This window comes from Soehngenia saccharolytica DSM 12858 (genome assembly GCF_059568515.1).
This window is the reverse complement of sequence record NZ_JCANTN010000001.1, coordinates 50,543-70,968: the sequence shown is the minus strand read 5'-3', so window position 1 is coordinate 70,968 and position 20,426 is coordinate 50,543. Positions and strand designations below refer to the sequence as shown.

19 protein-coding genes are annotated in these 20,426 nt (G+C 32.6%); 17 read left to right on the top strand and 2 right to left on the bottom strand.

Features of this window, described 5'->3' with window-relative positions:
• Positions 1-5 precede the first annotated feature (5 nt).
• The 6 genes from nagA to BO51_RS00335 all read left to right on the top strand — a co-directional run bounded on the left by nagA (position 6) and on the right by BO51_RS00335 (position 6,958).
• Positions 6-1,172: an N-acetylglucosamine-6-phosphate deacetylase gene (gene nagA, locus BO51_RS00360; RefSeq protein WP_496483015.1), complete on the top strand. Its 1,167-nt coding sequence runs from the start codon at positions 6-8 to the stop codon at positions 1,170-1,172.
• A 112-nt stretch (positions 1,173-1,284) separates the two neighbouring features.
• Positions 1,285-2,706, top strand: coding sequence for a PTS mannitol transporter subunit IIBC (locus BO51_RS00355; RefSeq protein WP_496483014.1), 1,422 nt, complete (start codon positions 1,285-1,287; stop codon positions 2,704-2,706).
• Positions 2,707-2,758: 52 nt separating this feature from the next.
• Entirely contained in the window at positions 2,759-4,831 is a 2,073-nt protein-coding gene (locus BO51_RS00350) for a BglG family transcription antiterminator (protein WP_496483013.1), read from the top strand.
• 19 nt (positions 4,832-4,850) lie between these two features.
• Complete coding sequence (locus tag BO51_RS00345) at positions 4,851-5,330, top strand: PTS mannitol transporter subunit IIA (protein ID WP_496483012.1); 480 nt, start codon at positions 4,851-4,853, stop codon at positions 5,328-5,330.
• Between the two features lie 16 nt (positions 5,331-5,346).
• Positions 5,347-6,600, top strand: a complete 1,254-nt coding sequence (locus BO51_RS00340; protein WP_496483011.1) for a zinc-binding dehydrogenase — start codon at positions 5,347-5,349, stop codon at positions 6,598-6,600.
• 94 nt (positions 6,601-6,694) lie between these two features.
• Entirely contained in the window at positions 6,695-6,958 is a 264-nt protein-coding gene (locus BO51_RS00335) for an HPr family phosphocarrier protein (RefSeq protein WP_496483010.1), read from the top strand.
• Between the two features lie 29 nt (positions 6,959-6,987).
• Here the strand turns inward: BO51_RS00335 and BO51_RS00330 are convergent, their stop codons facing one another.
• Positions 6,988-7,665: a metal-dependent hydrolase gene (locus BO51_RS00330; protein ID WP_496483009.1), complete on the bottom strand. Its 678-nt coding sequence runs from the start codon at positions 7,663-7,665 to the stop codon at positions 6,988-6,990.
• 165 nt (positions 7,666-7,830) lie between these two features.
• Here BO51_RS00330 and BO51_RS00325 point away from each other — a divergent pair, with 165 nt between their 5' ends.
• The 10 genes from BO51_RS00325 to BO51_RS00280 all read left to right on the top strand — a co-directional run bounded on the left by BO51_RS00325 (position 7,831) and on the right by BO51_RS00280 (position 18,424).
• Positions 7,831-8,973 carry a sugar ABC transporter substrate-binding protein gene (locus BO51_RS00325; RefSeq protein WP_496483008.1) on the top strand — a complete coding sequence of 381 codons (1,143 nt, stop codon included), beginning with the start codon at positions 7,831-7,833 and terminating at the stop codon, positions 8,971-8,973.
• Between the two features lie 81 nt (positions 8,974-9,054).
• The gene (locus BO51_RS00320; protein WP_496483007.1) at positions 9,055-10,590 is read left to right on the top strand and encodes an ATP-binding cassette domain-containing protein; all 1,536 of its coding nucleotides are present in this window, start codon (positions 9,055-9,057) and stop codon (positions 10,588-10,590) included.
• 23 nt (positions 10,591-10,613) lie between these two features.
• A complete protein-coding gene (locus BO51_RS00315; RefSeq protein ID WP_496483006.1) occupies positions 10,614-11,795 on the top strand; it encodes a sugar ABC transporter permease in 1,182 nt (393 codons plus the stop codon).
• Positions 11,796-11,831: 36 nt separating this feature from the next.
• Complete coding sequence (locus tag BO51_RS00310; protein WP_496483005.1) at positions 11,832-12,551, top strand: lysoplasmalogenase family protein; 720 nt, start codon at positions 11,832-11,834, stop codon at positions 12,549-12,551.
• A gap of 60 nt (positions 12,552-12,611) precedes the next feature.
• Positions 12,612-12,869, top strand: a complete 258-nt coding sequence (locus BO51_RS00305; RefSeq protein WP_496483004.1) for a hypothetical protein — start codon at positions 12,612-12,614, stop codon at positions 12,867-12,869.
• Positions 12,870-12,926: 57 nt separating this feature from the next.
• Positions 12,927-13,676 (top strand): NADPH-dependent oxidoreductase, encoded by a 750-nt coding sequence (locus tag BO51_RS00300; protein ID WP_496483003.1) that lies wholly within the window; start codon positions 12,927-12,929, stop codon positions 13,674-13,676.
• A complete protein-coding gene (gene thpR / locus BO51_RS00295) occupies positions 13,673-14,200 on the top strand; it encodes an RNA 2',3'-cyclic phosphodiesterase (protein WP_496483002.1) in 528 nt (175 codons plus the stop codon). Before BO51_RS00300 ends, thpR begins: the two co-directional genes overlap by 4 nt.
• A gap of 163 nt (positions 14,201-14,363) precedes the next feature.
• Positions 14,364-15,251 carry a VIT1/CCC1 transporter family protein gene (locus tag BO51_RS00290; RefSeq protein WP_496483001.1) on the top strand — a complete coding sequence of 296 codons (888 nt, stop codon included), beginning with the start codon at positions 14,364-14,366 and terminating at the stop codon, positions 15,249-15,251.
• A 25-nt stretch (positions 15,252-15,276) separates the two neighbouring features.
• Positions 15,277-17,361 carry a sensor domain-containing diguanylate cyclase gene (locus BO51_RS00285; protein WP_496483000.1) on the top strand — a complete coding sequence of 695 codons (2,085 nt, stop codon included), beginning with the start codon at positions 15,277-15,279 and terminating at the stop codon, positions 17,359-17,361.
• Positions 17,362-17,365: 4 nt separating this feature from the next.
• Positions 17,366-18,424 (top strand): DMT family transporter, encoded by a 1,059-nt coding sequence (locus BO51_RS00280; protein ID WP_496482999.1) that lies wholly within the window; start codon positions 17,366-17,368, stop codon positions 18,422-18,424.
• On the opposite strand, the gene BO51_RS00275 is transcribed toward BO51_RS00280, so the two are convergent.
• Positions 18,421-19,854, bottom strand: a complete 1,434-nt coding sequence (locus BO51_RS00275) for an alpha-amylase family glycosyl hydrolase (RefSeq protein WP_496482998.1) — start codon at positions 19,852-19,854, stop codon at positions 18,421-18,423. The genes BO51_RS00280 and BO51_RS00275 overlap by 4 nt on opposite strands.
• Positions 19,855-19,955: 101 nt before the next feature.
• On the opposite strand from BO51_RS00275, the gene BO51_RS00270 reads away from it, so the two are divergent.
• Positions 19,956-20,420 (top strand): NUDIX domain-containing protein, encoded by a 465-nt coding sequence (locus BO51_RS00270; protein WP_496482997.1) that lies wholly within the window; start codon positions 19,956-19,958, stop codon positions 20,418-20,420.
• Positions 20,421-20,426 lie beyond the last annotated feature (6 nt).

The window sequence follows — 20,426 nt, the reverse complement described above, 5'->3', positions numbered from 1 at the left end:
TGCAAATGAAATTGTTAATAAGAAATGCAAAAGTGATCACACCTTATGAAATTTTGGATAATAAAAATGTAATAGTTAAATATGGGAAGATAGCGGAAATTACTTCTGATGAAGTATCTCCAGATGGGTTTTTAGAAGTCATTGATGCTAAATCAAATTATCTTTCTCCGGGATTTATAGATATACACAATCATGGTAATTCTGGTTATGATTTCATGGATGCAAATTTTGATGCTTTTGATGAAATTTCGAAATTCCACTTAAAAAATGGGGTTACTTCATATCTGTTAACTACTATTACATCGAAGCATGAAGATTTAATCAATGTATTAAATGCGGGTAGTGAATATATTGACTCTGATATGAGGTATTCAAATATGGTTGGCATATATTTAGAAGGACCATATTTTTCTAAAGAAAAGAAAGGTGCTCAACCAGAAAAATACCTTAAAAATCCAACAATAGAAGAAATAGATGAATTCATAAAAGCTTCAAATAATCACTTGAAAGTTGTTTCAATTGCACCCGAGATGGAAAATTCATTTGGTGCAATTAGATATTTGAAAGAAAAAGGAATTAAAGTAGCTTTGGGGCATACAAATTCAACTTTCGACATCGCAAGAAAAGCTATTGATTCAGGAGCAACCATAGCCACGCATCTTTACAATGGGATGAGATCATTTAGCCATAGGGAGCCTGGAATAATCGGTGCTGCTTTAACTGATGAGAGAGTCAAATGTGAATTAATAGCCGATATGATCCATATCCATAAAGCAGCCTTAAAACTTGCCATAGATGTGAAAGGTTTTGACTCTATAATTCTAATATCAGATGCAATGATGGCAGCAGGCAAAGCTGATGGAATGTATAAATTGGGTGGACAAGATGTTACAGTCAAGGAAGGAAAGGCTATATTGAAGGATGGCACGATTGCAGGTTCTACTTTGACACTAGATAGAGCAGTGTTTAATCTTGTGCATCATGTAGGTATAAAATTAAGCGATGCTGTTCGAATGGCTAGTTTGTCAGCTGCTAAAGCGATCGGTATGGATGATAGGAAGGGAAGTATAGAGATCGGAAAAGATGCCGATATGATTGTATTTGACGAAAAATTGAACATTTTGAACACTATTGTGAATGGCGAAATCCGATATTATAGGGTGATGCAATAGGATATTTAATTTTGGCAGTAATTATTGTAGACTAAAACATGACTACTTTTGATTGAAATTAATCGTTTCTATTAATATAATTATATTAAAGTAATGAAGAGGAGGTACCAAAATGTCAGATATGTCTAGTAGTCTACAAAATTCAGCTGGTGGGAAAGGACAAAACATTCAAAGATTTGGCAGAGTTTTAAGCGGCATGGTAATGCCAAACATAGGTGCATTCATCGCTTGGGGTTTAATAACGGCGATATTCATTCCTACTGGTTGGTGGCCAAACGAAAAATTAGCATCACTAGTCGGACCAATGATAACATATTTGCTTCCATTGCTAATTGGTTATACTGGAGGTAAAAATGTTGCAGGACAAAGAGGTGCAGTTATCGGCGCAATAGCTACTATGGGCGTTATAGTAGGTGCAGATGTGCCAATGTTTTTAGGCGCTATGTTAGTTGGACCTTTGGCAGCTTATTTAATAAAAAAATTCGATAAAGCTATTGAAGGAAAGGTAAGAGCAGGATTTGAGATGTTGGTTGACAATTTCTCACTGGGTATCTTAGGGGCAATTCTTGCAATTTTAGCTTATTTAGCAATCGGACCATTAGTAGAAGGACTAAATAATATTTTAAAATCTGGTGTAGAAGCAATAGTAAATGCTGGATTGTTGCCTTTAACATCTATTTTCATTGAACCGGGCAAAATTCTTTTCTTAAACAACGCTATTAATCATGGAGTATTGGGACCTATTGGTATTCAAGAAGCAGAAGAAGTTGGCAAGTCAATATTTTTCTTGCTTGAAACAAATCCTGGTCCTGGATTAGGCATATTGTTAGCATATTGGGTATTCTCAAAGGGATCGGTTAAACAATCAGCTCCTGGAGCTGTCGTAATTCACTTCTTAGGTGGAATACATGAAATTTATTTCCCATATGTATTGATGAATCCAATATTAGTGTTAGCAGTAATAGCAGGGGGAGCTAGTGGCGTATTGACATTTTCAATATTTAATGCAGGCTTAGTTGCAACTCCTTCACCAGGCAGCATAATTGCTTTAATGGCAATGACACCAAAAGGAAACTATTTAGGTGTATTAGCAGGGGTTGCTATATCTACCGCTGTATCATTCTTGGTAGCATCATACTTTGTAAAGAGAAGTTCAGATAAAGTAAGTGAGGAAGATTTATCTGGAGCAAAAGAAAAAGTAAAAGAGATGAAATACAAACCACAAGATAATACAGCTTCAAACGGTGCTTTGACAAATGTCAACAAAATAGTATTTGCATGTGATGCTGGTATGGGCTCAAGTGCAATGGGTGCGACCACTTTAAAAAACAAGCTCAAAAAAGCTGGTTTAGATATTGAAGTTATGCATTGTGCAATTGAAGAAATACCATCGGATGCGAAAGTAATAATAACACACAAGAGCTTGACAGAAAGAGCTAGAGCAAAGGCACCAAATGCATATCATGTTTCTATTGACAATTTTATTAACAGCCCAGAATACGACAAACTGGTCGACAGACTATTAGGCAAATAATTGTGTAAGCAGCGGATTTTATTTCGCTGCTTACTTTAAAGAGGTGATAGTAGTGATTTCAATTAAACTCACCCAAAGGCAAAGAGAGATTATAGAACTCTTAATCAAGGAAGATAGATTTTTTACTGTATCCGAGATAGGTAAGAAAATGAATGTGAGCAATAGGACAGTATCTAGAGAAATTAGGGATTTAGATTCATATTTAGACTACTTTTCGTGCTCGATTGATAGCCGATCGGGGAAGGGCATTCGATTTGTTGGAAGCGAACAGAGTAGAGGATTACTTTTGGAGAATATTAAAAAAAGTGGAGAAATCAAAAACTACACACAAAATCAAAGAATAGTTTATATATTGACTGAACTCTTGAACGCAAGTGAACCATTAAAAATCAACAATTTTACTACTGAATTAAATGTTACTGAAGGAACAATAAGCCACGATTTGGATAAAGTCAGTGAAAGATTAGAGAAATATGGATGCAAGTTAGTTCGCAAACCTGGTGTTGGATTCTATGTAGATGCAAATGAATCTGACAAGAGGAGGGCAATAGTTGATTTAATATATGAAAATATAGAAGAGACGGAACTGATTGATGTTATTAGAAATAAGGATAGATTGAGTGTAGAAACAAGGGAAAATCTTGTAAACTTGATAAGCAAAAACATATTGTATGAATTAGAGAAGTTATTAATTGACAATGAAAACAAACTAAAAACAACTTTAAATGATAGGGCATATATTGGTTTGCTCATACATTTAGCAATTGCAATAGATAGAATAAATAAGGGTGAAAATATAATCATCGACAAAGATTATTTAAATATATTAAAAAAATGTGATGAATATATAGAAGCAGAGAAACTCTCAAAGGCAATTGGAGAAAAGTTTAACATTTCCATGCCTGAAGATGAAATAGGATATATCACAATGCACATAATAGGGAATGCGGGGACTAAAACTTCCCAGATAGATGATGAGATAATTAAAATCAGTTCGAGAATCCTGTCAAATGCTTATGGTGAATTGGGATTGAATGTAAAGATTGATAGGCAGTCTATAATTTGGTTAGCAACACATTTGCAGACAGCACTATATAGGATCAGAATGAATATGGAAATAAGAAATCCTCTTTTAGAGGAAATAAAAAACAATTACACAGAGATTTATAAGGTTGCAATAAAAGCAGTTAAACCTATTGAGATAGAACTTGGCACAAAGATACCTGATTCTGAAATAGCATATATAGCAATGCATATTGGAGCATCGGTCGAAAGAAACAGAAAAAATACAATCAAATACGATGTACTTGTAGTATGCGCAACTGGAATGGGGACAGCTACACTTCTTTCTACAAGATTACAAAATGAATATCAAAATTTAAATATAGTAGATGTGGTTTCTTCATTGAACATTGAAGAAGTGCTAGAAACAAATAAAGATATTGATTTTATCATATCCACTATTCCAATTGACTATGGGAAAATACCTTTAGTAGTGGTTAATCCGCTTTTACTTAGTAATGATAAAAAGTTAATCGATGAGTTTTTAAAGGATTTCAATATAATCGACAAAGCTAAAGAGACAAGAGCACCAAGGCCAATAGCCAAAAAAGATCTGAATAGCTTAAAAGACTATTTGGATGCAATACTTGAAATGCTTAACAATCTTTTTGTAGTAGACATTCTAGAAGTAGAAAACTTAAATTTATTGATTGATCATATAAGTAATACAATTGGTAGAAACGATACTGAAGTTTCAAATATAAAGGAAGGATTGCTTAAGAGAGAAAGCTTAGGCAGTACGGTATTAGATCAATATAATGCAATTTTGCTTCATGCGAAAACAACAGGAGTTGATCGGCTTATATTTGGGGCTATAAGGCTTTTAAAGCCAATATATATAGAGAACGATGGAAATTCAAGTAAAATAGATTTAGCGATAATAATGCTTGCGCCTAAAGATATAAATAAGAATAAGCTAAGCGTGATGAGTTTTCTAAGTTCAAAAATTGTTGAAGATGAAAATTTTTTATTTACTTTAAGAAATTCCGAAAAAGACATGATACATGAGTTGTTAGAAGATTATTTAAATGAATTTTATGAAAAAGTTCATTATGAAAATTAGAAATTTGGAGGTCTAAAAAATGGGGTTAAATCTGTTTTCTAGTAAAAGCAAAAGAGCAGATGAGGAAAATGCAGATGTTTTATTGAAAGAGAATATTTTGTTAAATTTACCAAATATGGATAAGTATGACGCTATTAGGTTTGCAGGAGAACTCTTAGTCAAGAGTGGCTGTGTTGATAAACCTTATATTGATGCTATGATAGAAAGGGAAAATGATTTAACCACATATATTGGTAGTGGAGTGGCTATACCCCATGGAGTTGGAAAAGCAAAGGAATTTATTAAGAAATCAGGCATAGTTATCCTACAATTTCCTGATGGAGTTGACTTCGATGGTGAAAAAGCATATCTGGTGATTGGAATTGCTGGGAAAGGCGATGAGCATTTAAGCATTTTAGCCAACATCGCAACTATTATAAGCGAAGATGAAGAAAAGTTAAAAGAACTCACAAAAACTAATGATGTAGATTTTATTTATTCTACTTTTACAGCTAAATAAAGAGGGAGGAAAAGAAATGAAGACAAAAGCAGTAAGATTATACGGGGCTAATGATTTGAGATTGGAAGAATTTGAACTTCCTGAGATAAAAGATGATGAGATATTAGTTGAGATTATCTCTGACAGTATTTGCATGTCAACTTATAAATGTGCAATTTTAGGAGAAAAACATAAAAGAGTGCCTAAAGATGTATCTGAAAATCCAATAATTATTGGACATGAATTTGCAGGCAATATAGTAAAGGTCGGGAAAAAGTGGCAAGATCAATTTAAACCGGGTACTAAATTTGCGCAACAACCAGCTTTAAATTACAAAGGGAGCATGGCTTCTCCTGGATATTCATATATGTATTTTGGTGGAGATGCAACTTATGCGATAGTGCCGCCTGAAGTAATGGAATTGGGTTGTTTGATCAACTACAAAGGCGATGCATATTATGAAGCAAGCTTAGCTGAACCTATGTCATGTATAATAGGTGCATATCATGCAACATATCATACAGAAATGGGAAAATACACTCATTTTATGGGAATAAAAGATAAAGGTAATTTAGCTATACTGGCAGGCGCAGGTCCAATGGGTCTTGGAACTATTGATTATGCTTTACATGGAGATAAAAATCCTAAGCTTGTTGTGGTTACAGATGTAGACAGCAATAGGCTAGAAAGAGCAAGGGAAATTTTTGAGGATGAGGCCAATAAATGCGGAATCAAGCTTATTTTTGTAAATACAAAAGAAATAGCCGATCCTGACAATTATTTAATGGAAATTTCTGAAGGACATGGGTATGACGATGTATTCGCCATGGCACCTGTGAGAGAAGTAGTAGAACAGGCTGACAGAATTCTCGCTAGAGATGGATGCTTGAATTTCTTTGCAGGACCTACTGATACTAATTTTAAAGGCGAAATCAACTTTTATAACGTCCACTATAATTCAACTCATGTTATGGGGACAACAGGAGGAAATACAGACGACTTAATTGAGTCTTTAAAGCTTACTGAAAATAAAAAAATTAATCCAGCTTGTATGGTTACTCATATAGGCGGATTAGATAGTGTAATTGAAACTACCTTAAATCTACCAAAGATTCTAGGAGGCAAAAAATTAATCTATACTCAAATAAACATGCCATTGACTGCCATTGAAGACTTTAGGGAGAAAGCAAAAGAAGACAAGAGATTTGAAAAGCTTGCAGAAATAGTGGAAAACAACAAGGGATTATGGAGTGTTGAAGCAGAAAAATATTTGCTTGAAAATTTTAGATAGATATATTTAAATAGTGGTTGCTCTTTTATCACTAAAAGGTTAGAATATTTATTGAATGGATAATAAGCAAATATTTAATAGAGAGGGTTATGGTATGAAGAAATTAGAAGTAACACTTGAAAATGAAACCGGGTTACATGCTAGACCTGCAAGTCTTTTAGTTAAAGAGGCTTCAAAGTACAAGTCTAACATTACTATTGAATTAGATGGACAAGAATATGTTGCTAAAAGTATTATGTCTGTTTTAAGCATGGGAGCAGGGAAAGGTACTCATTTGGTTTTTAAAGCAGAAGGTGAAGACGAAGAAGCTGCAATTGAAGGCATTAAAAATTTAATCGACCAAAATTTTGGAGAATAAGAAAACGCACGATTTGTCGTGCGTTTTCTTTAAAATAAATAACTTTCACCAACATCTAGGATCTTTGTTTCACTGTAGATATTTTTCTTTTTAAATTCTAATGGGTCTGCTTTTATAAGTGGAAATGTATTGTAGTGCATAGGTATAGAAAGTTTAGGTTCAATAAGCTTGACCGCTTTTACTGCATCGTCGATATCCATTGTATAATTCCCACCGATTGGCAGAATTGCAATATCAATTCCGTCATCTCTTAATAGTTTCATATCCATTGAAAGCCCAGTGTCTCCAGCGTAATATATTTTTTTGCCGTTTATTTCCAATAGAAAACCACATGGATTGCCGCCATATAATACACCTTTTTCTGTTTCAATAGATGAGCCATGAAGCGCTGGCGTTAGTTTAACAGTTCCAAAATCAAACTTGTAGCGACCTCCTATATGCATTGGGTGCGTATCAACACCAAAAGTAGAAAGATACCCAGCAATTTCTGCATTTGTAATTACCAAGGCATCATTTGCATTAGCTATGTCTATTGTATCGCCTAGGTGATCTTGATGGCCATGTGATACGAATATATGGGTTATGTTGTTGATGTCAGTGGGTAGAACTTTAGCTAAGGGATTGCCTGTTATAAAAGGGTCAAATATAGCCTTGAACCAGTCTGATTCTAATATAAATACCGAATGACTTAAATATGTTAGCTTCATATCTATTACCTCCTTAGGAAATTTATACCCTTAAATTTTCTCATTAATAAATTTTTTGAATATATCAAATATTGACATCAAGAATTTAAAGGAATATAATAATAGAGTATTTAGTCAAACGTTTGCACTTAAGGATGAAATCGGTTACAGAAAGGGGAGGAAAAAATGCAAAAAAAGAAATTTTTTGCTATTGCAGCTGTTATGTTATTGGTATTAGCTACTTTAGCGGGATGTACTTCAGGCGGAAATAATGAAGAAAACACAGGTGAAAACAACGGAGGGGAGACATCGACAGGCCCAACTATTGGTGTTGTACTACCAACTAAAGATGAACCAAGATGGGTACAAGACGAAACTAGATTTAAAGAGGCATTAGCTGATACTGATTATTCAGTTGAAATTTTATTCAGCCAAGGTTCTTCAGCAAAAGAAAAAGAAAATGTTGAATCTTTGTTGACTAAGGGAATCAAAGTATTAATTATTTGTCCACAAGACGGCGAAGCAGCTGCAGCTGCAGCTGAAGCAGCTAAAGCTGAAGGCGTAACTGTAATTGCCTACGATAGATTGATAACAGGTACTGACGCTGTTGACTACTATGTAACATTCGATTCCGTTGCAGTTGGTCAAGCTCAAGGGCAATATTTAATAGATAAGGCAACTGGAACTGGTAATCCATTATATCTATATGCTGGAGCAGCATCAGACAACAACTCTTTCTTATTCTTCGAAGGAGCTTGGAAAGTTCTTCAACCTAAAATAGCAGATGGAACTTTTGTTATTAAGAACTCTTCAGAAGCTGTTGCTTTACAAGATAAACAAGAATTAACAAGAGACGAAATGAGCAAAATCATCAGTCAAATAACTACTAACTGGGATTTTAATGAAGCTAAAAACAAAGCTGAAGCAAATCTAACAGCTGTTGGAAAAGCTGACAAAGGGAATGTATTTATACTAGCACCAAATGATGGAACTGCAAGATCAATTGCAGATGTATTTGCTGCTGATTCAGATGTCACTAGCTACGTGATTACTGGACAAGATGCTGAAAAAGCATCAGTACAATACATTATTGATGGCAAACAATCCATGACAGTATTCAAAGATGTTAGAACTTTAGTAAAAGATTCAATTGCTATGGCAGTTTCAGTTCTTGAAGGTAAAACACCTGAAACAACTGGATCATATAACAATAATGTTAAAGATGTTCCAGCAAAACAAACAGAGGTTATAGTAGTAGACAAAGAAAATGTAAAAGAAGCATTAATTGATTCTGGCTACTATGATGCATCTGAATTTACAGGACTATAAAATTTAATATTTGTTAGGTATAGTGAAAGTCTATGACTTTCACTATTTCCTTATTGACTTATTAAAAGAGGAGTTGTTTTTATGGACAGTGTAAATAATTCAGATTATATACTTGAAATGAAAAATATAACGAAGGAATTTCCCGGAGTCAAAGCACTGGATAACGTGAATTTTAAAGTAAAAAGAGGAGAAATACATTGCCTTGTTGGAGAAAATGGAGCGGGCAAGTCTACTTTGATGAAAATATTATCTGGCGTGTATCCTTATGGAACTTATGATGGAGAAATTATATTAAACGGTGAAGTACAGAAATTTCAGAGCATTCAAGACAGTGAAAAAGCTGGTATTGCTATAATTTATCAAGAATTAGCATTGGTGCCCGAGATGACTGTATATGAAAATATATTCTTAGGACATGAAATAAAAAATGGAATTAATATAGATTGGAATGAAACTATTGTTCAATCTAAAAAGATGCTTGAGAAAGTAAGATTAAACATCAATCCTGAAACGAAAGTGAAATACCTAGGCGTTGGCAAAATGCAACTTATTGAAATTGCAAAAGCATTCAGCAAAGATGTTAAATTGCTTATTTTAGACGAGCCTACTGCAGCATTGAATGATGATGATGCCGACAATTTATTAAAATTATTAGTCGACCTAAAAAAAGAGGGGATCACCTCAATAATGGTTTCGCATAAACTTAAAGAAGTAATTCAAGTTGCGGATACGGTAACTGTATTAAGAGATGGGAAGACTATTTGCTCTTTAGATGCGCATAAAGATGAGGTTTCTGAACCGGTTCTAATAAAACACATGGTTGGAAGAGAAATAACAGATGTATTTCCAAAGAGAAAAGTTAAAAATATCGGCGATACAATATTTGAGGTAAAAAATTTAAATGCATATGACACAGCCACTTCTAAACAGATACTAAAAGATGTAAATATATATGCTAGAAGAGGTGAAGTTGTTGGAATTGCTGGGCTTATGGGCGCAGGAAGGACTGAACTAGCTTATAGCATTTTTGGAAATCCAAAAGGCTACAAAGTAAGTGGTGAAATTTATGTAGATGGAAAACTCATGAATTTTAAGACACCATCAGATGCGATTAATGCTGGTATTGCATATGCCACTGAAGATAGAAAAGGTGAAGGATTAATTCTAATACAAGATGTGAAAGAAAACACTACCCTTGCTAATTTAAGAGCCATCGCTAAAAGTGGTGTTATTGATGATAACAAGGAAATAACTGTAGCAGATGAATACAGAAAATCTCTAAATATAAAGACTCCTACAATAGAACAAAAAGTTCAAAACCTTTCAGGAGGTAATCAACAAAAAGTATCTTTGGCAAAATGGTTGTTCACAAAACCCAAAATTTTGATTTTAGATGAACCGACGAGAGGGATAGATGTAGGTGCTAAGTTTGAAATTTATAACATCATAAATGAATTAGTAAGTCAAGGAATGTGCATTATAATGATATCTTCGGAATTGCCAGAGATACTTGGAATGAGCGATAGAGTATATATTATGTCTCAAGGAAAGATAACTGGTGAACTGCCAATTGAAGAAGCAAATCAAGATAAGATAATGGAGTATGCAACAATTTAATATACGCATGAGGAGGAAAGCTTATGGGTTTTTTTAATGATTTGAAGAAGATGCTAAAAGAGAATATAAGAGATTACGGTATGTTCATAGCTCTATTTGCAATAATAATTGGCTTTACATTTTTAACAGATGGCGTTTTCATATCGCCTAGAAACATTAGCAACTTAATAAATTCAGTAGGATATATAGCGGTATTAGCAGTAGGCATGACTTTGATCATCGTAATAAGACATATAGATTTATCTGTTGGTTATTTAGCAGGTTTTGCTGGAGCAATTGTAGCGATACTGCTGACTAGGTATAATATGTCTGTATTTGTTGCAATACCAATAGTCTTGATTCTTGGAATTGTCGTAGGTTTGTTTAATGGATTTTTAGTTGGTAAAGTTGGAGTCCCCGCTTTTGTTGTTTCACTTGCAGGAATGATGATATTCAGAGGAGCTTTATTGCAAGTTACAAATCAAACGGGAACAATAATAATCAAGAGCAAAACGTTTAATGACATAGGAAATGGATTTATTCCTGATTTCCCTTTTATTAGTATTGAGGGACTTCATGTTGCTACGTTGGTTATAGGGATTCTAGGAATATGTTTGTATATTTTAAGCGAATTTAGGAATAGAAATAAAAAGTTAAGCTATCATTTTGAAGTACCTTCAATGCCGATATTTTCCTTAAAGTTAGTTTTAGTTTCAGCGATGATTGCATATATTACTTGGATACTTGCACAGTATAATGGACTTTCTTGGACTGTTGTAATAGTTCTAATAGTTACAGCTTTATATAATTATTTAACGAACAAAACAGTTTTAGGAAGGCATATTTATGCCGTTGGAGGAAATCCTGAGGCAGCAGCTTTGAGTGGAATAAACGTAAAGAATATAACTTATTTTGTATTTGCATCGATGAGCATGTTGTCTGCTCTATCTGGAATACTTTATACATCTAGATTGCAATCAGCTACTACTACAGCTGGTATGGGTTTTGAACTAGATGCCATAGCAGCAGCATATGTTGGCGGCGTTTCTGCTGCTGGTGGAGTTGGTAAAGTTACTGGCTCGATAATAGGTGCACTCGTTATGGCTTCATTGTCAAATGGCATGAACCTAATGGGTGTAGGTATTTCCTATCAATATATAATTAGAGGGGCAATACTAATATTAGCAGTAGTATTTGATGTAATGACGAGAAACAGAAATTCATAACAGGGCCTAGGCCCTGTTATTGTTTAGAGGGAAGAAATGATTAAGAGAACATATATAAAGATAAAAACAATTTTAATTATATTATTTGTACTATATGTTAGCTTTATGACTATAGATATATTTTATAGTGATCTATTTATTTATTCAAACTGGCTTAAATTCATATCTATTTTTTTAGTATTGTTAATGACTTTTGTTGAAAGAAACGCTTCAATTTCAAAAAGAGATATTACTCTATTGAATATAGCGATGGTTTTAACTTTGATATCCGACTATTTTTTACTCATAAGAGGAAGACATTATTTAATCGGGATTAGCATTTTTACATTAGCACATTTGTTGCACGGGATCAGGATGGAAAAGAACAAAGTAAAGATTATCATAATTAGGTATATAAGTTATCTAATCGTTACCATAGCTATTTATTCTATTTTTCTTGATACACCATATGAAATTGATTTAACTATCTTTATGAGTTTGTTTTATTTTGCCAATTTATTGTCTAATCTTTTCAGAGCGTTGGACGTATATAAATATGATAAATTTCCACTAGTAAATAGCTCTTTACTTGTGGCAGGTTTTATACTCTTTTTATTATGCGATATAAACGTGGGAATTTACAATATTTTATCTTTCAATTTGACTAATATTAATTTTAATGTATTAAGAAATTTGTCGCTTAGACTTATGTGGTTTTTTTATTTGCCTTCACAGATTTTTATTGCTTTAAGCGGAATTGATTTTGAAAAGCAGTAGAAGATGTGATAATTTTATCGAATAGGGTATGTATAAAGAAATATATCTAGGAGGTAAAAAATGGATAATCAAAATGCTTACTCGGTAAAAGATGATGTGGTAACTGTCAAAGAATGGATTATAACAATGCTCATACTATTGATTCCTGTAGTTAACATAGTCATGACATTTGTTTGGGCATTTGGAAGCAATACTAAGCCTAGCAAAGCTAATTATTTTAAAGCTAGCATCATATTATGGCTAATTGGAATTGCACTTTATTTTATTCTTATGATTATGGGTATTTTTAGCTTTGGTATGTTGAATTCATATATTTAAGGGTATTATAAATAAGGAGCTATGCTCCTTAAGATAATTATATACGGAGGGATTTTTATGAATGAAACAATTAAAACTCAACTAAATCATAGAACAATTAGGGAATTTAAGGATGAAAGAATTCCTGAAGAGATATTCAAGACTTTAATGGAAGTTGCAAGAAGAACACCTACTTCAAATGGAATGCAGTCTTGTTCGATTATTAGAGTTAAAGACAACAATAAAAAGGCTGTAGTTTCTGAAGTTTGCAATCAGGAATATGTCAAAAGAACCCCTGAATTGCTTATATTTATTGTAGATCAATTTAGAAACATGATGATTGCGAAAGAAAAGGGCGGAAATGTCGATAATTGTAGAGATATGGATAGATTTTTTCAAGGATTTACTGATGCGTGCTTAGCAGCTCAAAATGTTGTTGTAGCGGCTGAATCTCTAGGACTTGGAACAGTTTATTTTGGAAGCATTTTAAATGATCCACAAAGGATAATTGATACTTTTGATTTGCCAGAGCTTACTTTTCCTGTTGTAGGATTGGGAATTGGGTATCCTAATCAAGAACCACAATTAAAGCCTCGTATGGATATGAGCTTGCGATTGTTTGAGGATGGATATAAAATTTTTGATAATTATTTAAAGGCAATAGAAGATTACGACAGGGAAATGACTCAGTATTATGATTTAAGAGATGCTAATAAGAGGGTAGATTCATTCTCTGATCAAATTGTGACTAAACTATATAATCCAATAATAAAAAGGCAAGAGATACTCAAGACGATTAGGAATCAAGGGTTTGATTTAAAAATATGAGACTGTTTATAGCAATTCAATTTGACGACAATACTGTTCACAATATATATAATGCTGTAAATACTCTTAAATCGCACTCGATTAATGGAAGGTTTGTGCATAAAGAACATATACATTTGACTCTAGAATTTTTGGGAGAAATTCAAGACGAAAAAGCTAGAGTAGTACAGCAAATGATAACAAACATTCAATTTGATCCTTTTGAGATTTTAATAAATGGTTTAGGTGTTTTTAATACTAGACATGGAGATATATACTGGCTAGGAGTAAAAGAAAACGAGGCTCTCTTAAAATTATACAATGATATTCATAATTTGCTTAAAAAAATGAATGTAGAAGTTGAAGAGAGGACCTTTACACCTCATATAACACTTGGGAGGAATGTAGTGATTAAAGACAGACCTGAGGAATTAGACAATATCAATATTTTATATAGAATCGAAAGGGTAGCTCTTTTTAAATCTTACAATAAAGAAAACAGACTGGTACATGAAGTTATTGCTGAAAGCAAATCTAGGGTCTGAACTAAGTTAGATTATAGAAACTATCTCGGGCATAAATTAGAAAGTGATTATGAATTTTATGAAATATTTTATAATTTTGAAATGCTTAATCAAAAAATATAGATTACGAACATTAAATAGGATATAATTGGATATTATATCCTATTTCTACGGAGGTGATTTTGTGAAAGAGTTGGATTTCCTCGAAACTGTTAAGAAAATGCAAGCAGACGAATTGATGGAGAGAGAAGTGTATTTAAGGTTATTAAATAGCATTAAAAACGAACACGATAAAGAAGTGCTTAAAAGAATTGCCGAAGAAGAAGATGGGCATTATGAAATATGGAAGAAATATACAAAAGTAGATGTGAAACCAAATATGCATAGAGTCAGATGGTATGTTTTACTAGGCAAGTTGCTAGGCTACACATTTACTGCCAAGATAATGGAAAAAAGATTAAATGAATTCAGTCAGATGGCCACCAAAGAGTTTATAGATGAATTGAGGGATAAAGTTCCAGACATTGATATTATATTAAGGGAAGAAGACGAACATGAAATAGAATTATTGGCTATGATAGATGAAGAAAGATTACAATACGTTGGGTCTATAGTTTTAGGGTTAAATGATGCTTTAGTTGAGTTTACAGGTAGTCTTGCAGGATGGACATTTGCTATGCAGAGCAATAAGCTTATATTTTTAGCAGGATTGATAGCCGGTATTTCTGCGACTTTGTCAATGGCGTCTTCGGAGTATTTGTCAACAAAAAATGAAGGTGGCAGGAACGCATTGAAATCAGCATTATACACTGGAGTTGCATATCTAATAACAGTATTTGTGCTGCTAATTCCTTATGCAATTTTACCAGATAGCAGTTACACTGTTGCCTTGATTATAATGTTAGGATTTGTTGTGGCTATTATTGCTGCTTTTAATTATTATATATCGATAGCAAAAGATTTATCTTTTAAGCATAAATTCAGAGAGATGGCATCAGTTAGTTTAGGAGTTGCAACTATATCTTTTCTAATAGGGATTGTAGTAAAACAATTTTTAGGGCTTGATATTTAAGAATTATTATGGATGGGGACAATTGATGAACAGAATATCTAGAAAATTTTATATTTATGCCTTGATCATGGCTTTCTTTGTCACCATACTAGGTGGAATTGGCTATAACTATTTTTCAAATATAATTGAGGCTCAAATAGAATCAAGGGCTAAATTTGAGATAGAAAGCAAAACGAACCTTATTAAAGCTACTTTTAAAGCGCATGAAATAGTAGTTGAGGATCTAGCATCATTTATGCAAATAGAACCTTCTAAAGAAGAAGTCCTGAAATATTTAAAAATTCTTATGGAAGAAAAGAAACAGTTTACAGCGCTTTATATTGGCACAGCTGATGGGGAGCTACTAGCAGGGACAGATTGGGTTCCGCCAGATGACTATGTTGTCCAGGAGAGACCATGGTATGTAGAAGCAGTAAAAGAAAAAAGACTTATATACACTGATGTATACTTAGATGCTTTTTTAAATAAATGGACAGTTACATTAGCTAAACCATATTATAATGAGCTGGGAGAATTGCAAGGGGTAGTTGCTAGCGACTTTGATTTTGACGCCATTACTGATATATTAAATCCATACGACAATATCAAGCAAGGGTATTCTTTTATGGTGGATTCAAAGGGCGTGATAGTTGGCCATAAAGAAATCAACAGTAATCTTAATTCAACCGGTGAAAATGTTATAACAGTTTATAAGCTGATACCAAATTTTAACCCCAATGTTAAAAATTATCTTAAACGCACAGAATTTGCTGGTGGAGAAGGTTTTCTTGCCTATACTTATTTAGAGGACGCGAATATGTTTCTTGTTAATTTTTCGCCATTAACTGGAACCTTGAAAACTGGGCAGCAATTAATACTAATTTTTAGTTTATTTGCGTTAATTTTATTTATCATAGTGTTAATTTTTGTCATGTTTCAAAAGAATGCTATTATCAATCCAGTCAACAAGTTGATAGACGATATATTAAATATTCCAAAAGGTATTGATTTAAATTACAAGATAGATGAAAAAAAAGACATGCTATATGACGTTCGAAAGACAATGAATGATCTATTAATTAATAAGAATGAGTTGCTTAGGCAAATGGAAATCGCACAACAAGAGATTACAACAATTGCAAATACTACTGATTCCATGTTACTCATAAATCGTGCTGCAAATACTGATAAAGAAATAGAAGAGATCTATGACATCATTTTAGAGGAATCATTAAAGGCAATAAAACATGCTAAATTAGGCAGTGTAATGGTAAAAGAGGACAACAATTTAAAGGTAGTAGCTCACAGAGGATATCGAGACAGCGAAATCAGCAATTTTTCACTTCCTCTAGAAGAAAGTTTTATATACAGGGCAACTAATGGGAAATTAGATACTGTAGCTATAATTAATGATGTATCTAGTTTTGAAATATTTGTACCACTAGAAACAACTGAAGGCGATTATTATATAAGATCTTCAATAGTAGCACCTTTATATGTAAAAAATGTGTTTTATGGTTGCATAAATCTAGATGCGATATATGAAAATGCATTTGATGAAAATGATTTAAAACTTATGGAATTCATTCAAACGAACACTGAAATTGCAATTAGCAATTACATTATGAACCATGCGAATTTTTATTTGGCAACACATGATTCTTTGACTGGTGTATACAATAGAAGGTATTTTGCCCAATTATTCCAGAGTTTTAAAGAAAGAGCATTAAGATATAATGAAACTTTTCATTTAGTAATGTTTGATTTAAACAACTTAAAATACATTAACGATAATTTTGGACATCTTGCTGGAGATGAGGCGATTAAGACTTTTGCAAAGAGATTATCAGTAATCATCAGAAGAAGCGATGTTTTTGCTAGATATGCTGGAGACGAGTTTATTGCTATTTTCTTAAATACTGATTTTGATAAATTGGATAATAGATTGAATGAGCTATTAGAGAACATGGAACAAAGTCCAATAACTGTTGATGGAAACTCAATCATTGTGTCATTTAGCTATGGCATATCAACATTTGAAAAAGACTCAATCAATTATGATGAACTTATTAAGATAGCTGATAAGAGAATGTATGAAATGAAAAACAAGAATCGCATTAAAAGGGAATGAACATATGAAAGATAATAAATATAAAGTGAATAATGCTATAATTTATGCAATCTTAGCTGCTGCATTATATGGCATTAGTACACCATTTTCAAAGATAATATTGAATGTACTTTCACCTTCTTTTTTGTCTGCTTTGCTGTATTTAGGAGCAGGAATTGGAATGTTACTTACCAAAATATTGACAATTAATTTGAAATCACAAAGTGAAGCAAATCTGGATAAAAAGGATTTACCATATATATTCGCCATGATAGTATTAGATGTCATAGCTCCTATATTTTTGATGGTTGGACTTGAGAGAACCAGTCCATCTACGGTGTCCTTGCTAAACAACTTTGAAATAGTCGCAACATCTGTTATAGCTTTAATTTTATTTGGTGAGCAACTAGGGGGCAAAATGTGGCTAGCGATTGGATTAATCACATTATCTTCTATCATATTGTCATTAGATACAATTGAAGGGATTGATTTTTCAGTAGGAGCTATATTCGTTTTGTTAGCGACTATTTCATGGGGCTTTGAAAACAATGTCACTAGAAAGCTTTCTATAAAAAATCCGATAGATGTAGTTATAATAAAAGGGCTAGGTTCTGGTTTTGCGGCATTAATGATCGCGATGTATTTACAATCCATTGAAATAAATTTCATTTACATAATTTCAGCTTTAATACTAGGTTATTTGGCGTATGGACTTAGCATTTATATGTATATAAGAGCTCAAAGAGATTTAGGTGCAGCTAGGACTAGTGCTTATTATTCCATAGCTCCTTTCGTAGGTGTTTTGACATCTTGGAGTTTATTTGATGAAGCAATCGAACTTAGATTTATTGTATCTTTAGTAATTATGATTTTAGGGGTTTACTTTACGATTGAGGAAAATCACATTCACGAGCATTCTCATGAATCTATTGTTCATGAACATTCTCATAGACACGATGACTTACATCATAACCATTATCATGATTATGATGTAAGAGGGTATCATTCTCATGAACACACACATGAAAAATTAATTCATACTCATGCACATACACCTGATATTCATCATAAGCATTCACACTAAAGTTTAACAGTAGAATAAATTTTGATTTCTAATGGTAGCAGATTTATATTTACAATTCCATTAGAAATTTTTATTTTGTCTTGACTGTCATATTCATATAATTTCTTTGAGCTTCCGCTAATTTTCAATTCAAAGTTCTTATCTTTGTTATTTAAATTCATGACGATTATAATGCTGTCTTTGTCATTAATATACTGGTAAGCTATACAATCATCATCTGTTTCTAATAATATAAATTCTCCATTGGCTATGACATCATTTGTTCTTAATTTTGATAGCGATTTGAAATATTCTAGCTTAGGTGAATTTTCAGTTTTTTCCCATTCCATATCCGCTCTATTCAATGGGTCCTCTTTTCCTTCCATGCCAATTTCAGTTCCATAATATATTACTGGAATTTCTGGGTATGTCATAATAAAAGTTAAAGCTTCTTTATAGTACTCGTCTGCAAAATGCCTATGCTTTGATATGAATCTTGGGTTGTCGTGATTATCGATAAATATGGCATTATTTGGATTGTTTAGCACTTTCATATCTACTTTGATAGCATTTTTTAACTTGCTGGATTTTCCATATTCATTGAAAGTAGTAGTGATAGCTTTGTATAGTGGATAATTTGTAAAACCTGTGATCCCAGTAGATTCATACTGTTCAATGTAATGAACATTTTCTGACCATACTTCTCCTAAAAAAAAGAAATCTGGGTATTTGTCAAGAATATTTGATGTAAATTTTGACCAAAATTCTTTTGGCACGTGTTTTACAGTATCTAATCTGAATCCATCTATTCCTGTTTCTTTTATCCACCATAGTGAGTTCTCTAAGAAGAAATCTACAACATCGGGATTGTCAAAGTTTAAGTCAGGTAGTCCTAAAAGCCAACCATTTTCTACTTGTGTTTGATCATTCCAATTATAAATCTCTTGGTTTTCATTAAACCAATCTTTATAGTTAGGATCATTTAGCCATGGGGAGTCATAGCCTACATGGTTTACCACATAATCTAAAATAACTTTCATATCACGTTTATGAGCTTCATCAACTAGTAACTTTAAATCATCGATAGTCCCTAAGTGGGGATCAACTTTATAAAAGTCGTTAATCCAGTAGCCGTGATAACCGTCTTTTTCATTTTCCATTACAGGAGTAAGCCATATAGCTGTAGTACCAAGAGATTTAATGTAATCCAATTTTTCAATTATACCCTTTAAATCTCCCCCATGCCTTTTTTTAAGATCAGTTTTATCTACATCATAATTATTTGTTGGATCTCCATCATAGAATCTGTCTGTCATTATGAAATAAATTAAATCATTTTTCGCAGTCTCTTTAGATGTTGACATTGAAGCTTTTTCAGGAGATACACCATTTGTGCATCCTGATAATATCATTGTTATAACAGTTAATAAAATCATAAATTTCATTTTCATAATAAATCCTCCAATTATAATATGTTGATATTATAACAAATTTGCTTATAATTAGAAAGTTCATTGATATTCAATAGGGTATAAATATTATGGTGATATATATGGTAATTAATTATTTTGTTACAGCCTTCTTGAAATACAAAAATTCTTATCTTCTTCAAAAAAGAAATGCAGACAATCTTATTGGCGGAGGGTTATGGTATGGAGTAGGAGGTCATATCGAAAAAGAAGAGCTCTTTAATCCAGATATTGCGGTTTTTAGAGAGATTAGCGAAGAAACCAGATTGAAAGAGTCTGATATTACTTCATTAAAATTAAAGTTCATAGCCTTAAATTTAAATGATTGCCTATTTATAAATTATATTTATTTTGGAGAAATTACAACAAATCAAGTCGTGGCAAATAATGAAGGGAGTTTGCATTTTATCAATGAAAGAGAAGTACTAACAAAAGAATTTCACCCATTCATTAAAGATTGTTTAAAGCATGAATTATATAATAATGATGATGAAGGTATAGTGGCCGCTGTAGCTAATGGATCTGAAACCAATTTTTTTAAATTGTGAGGTGAG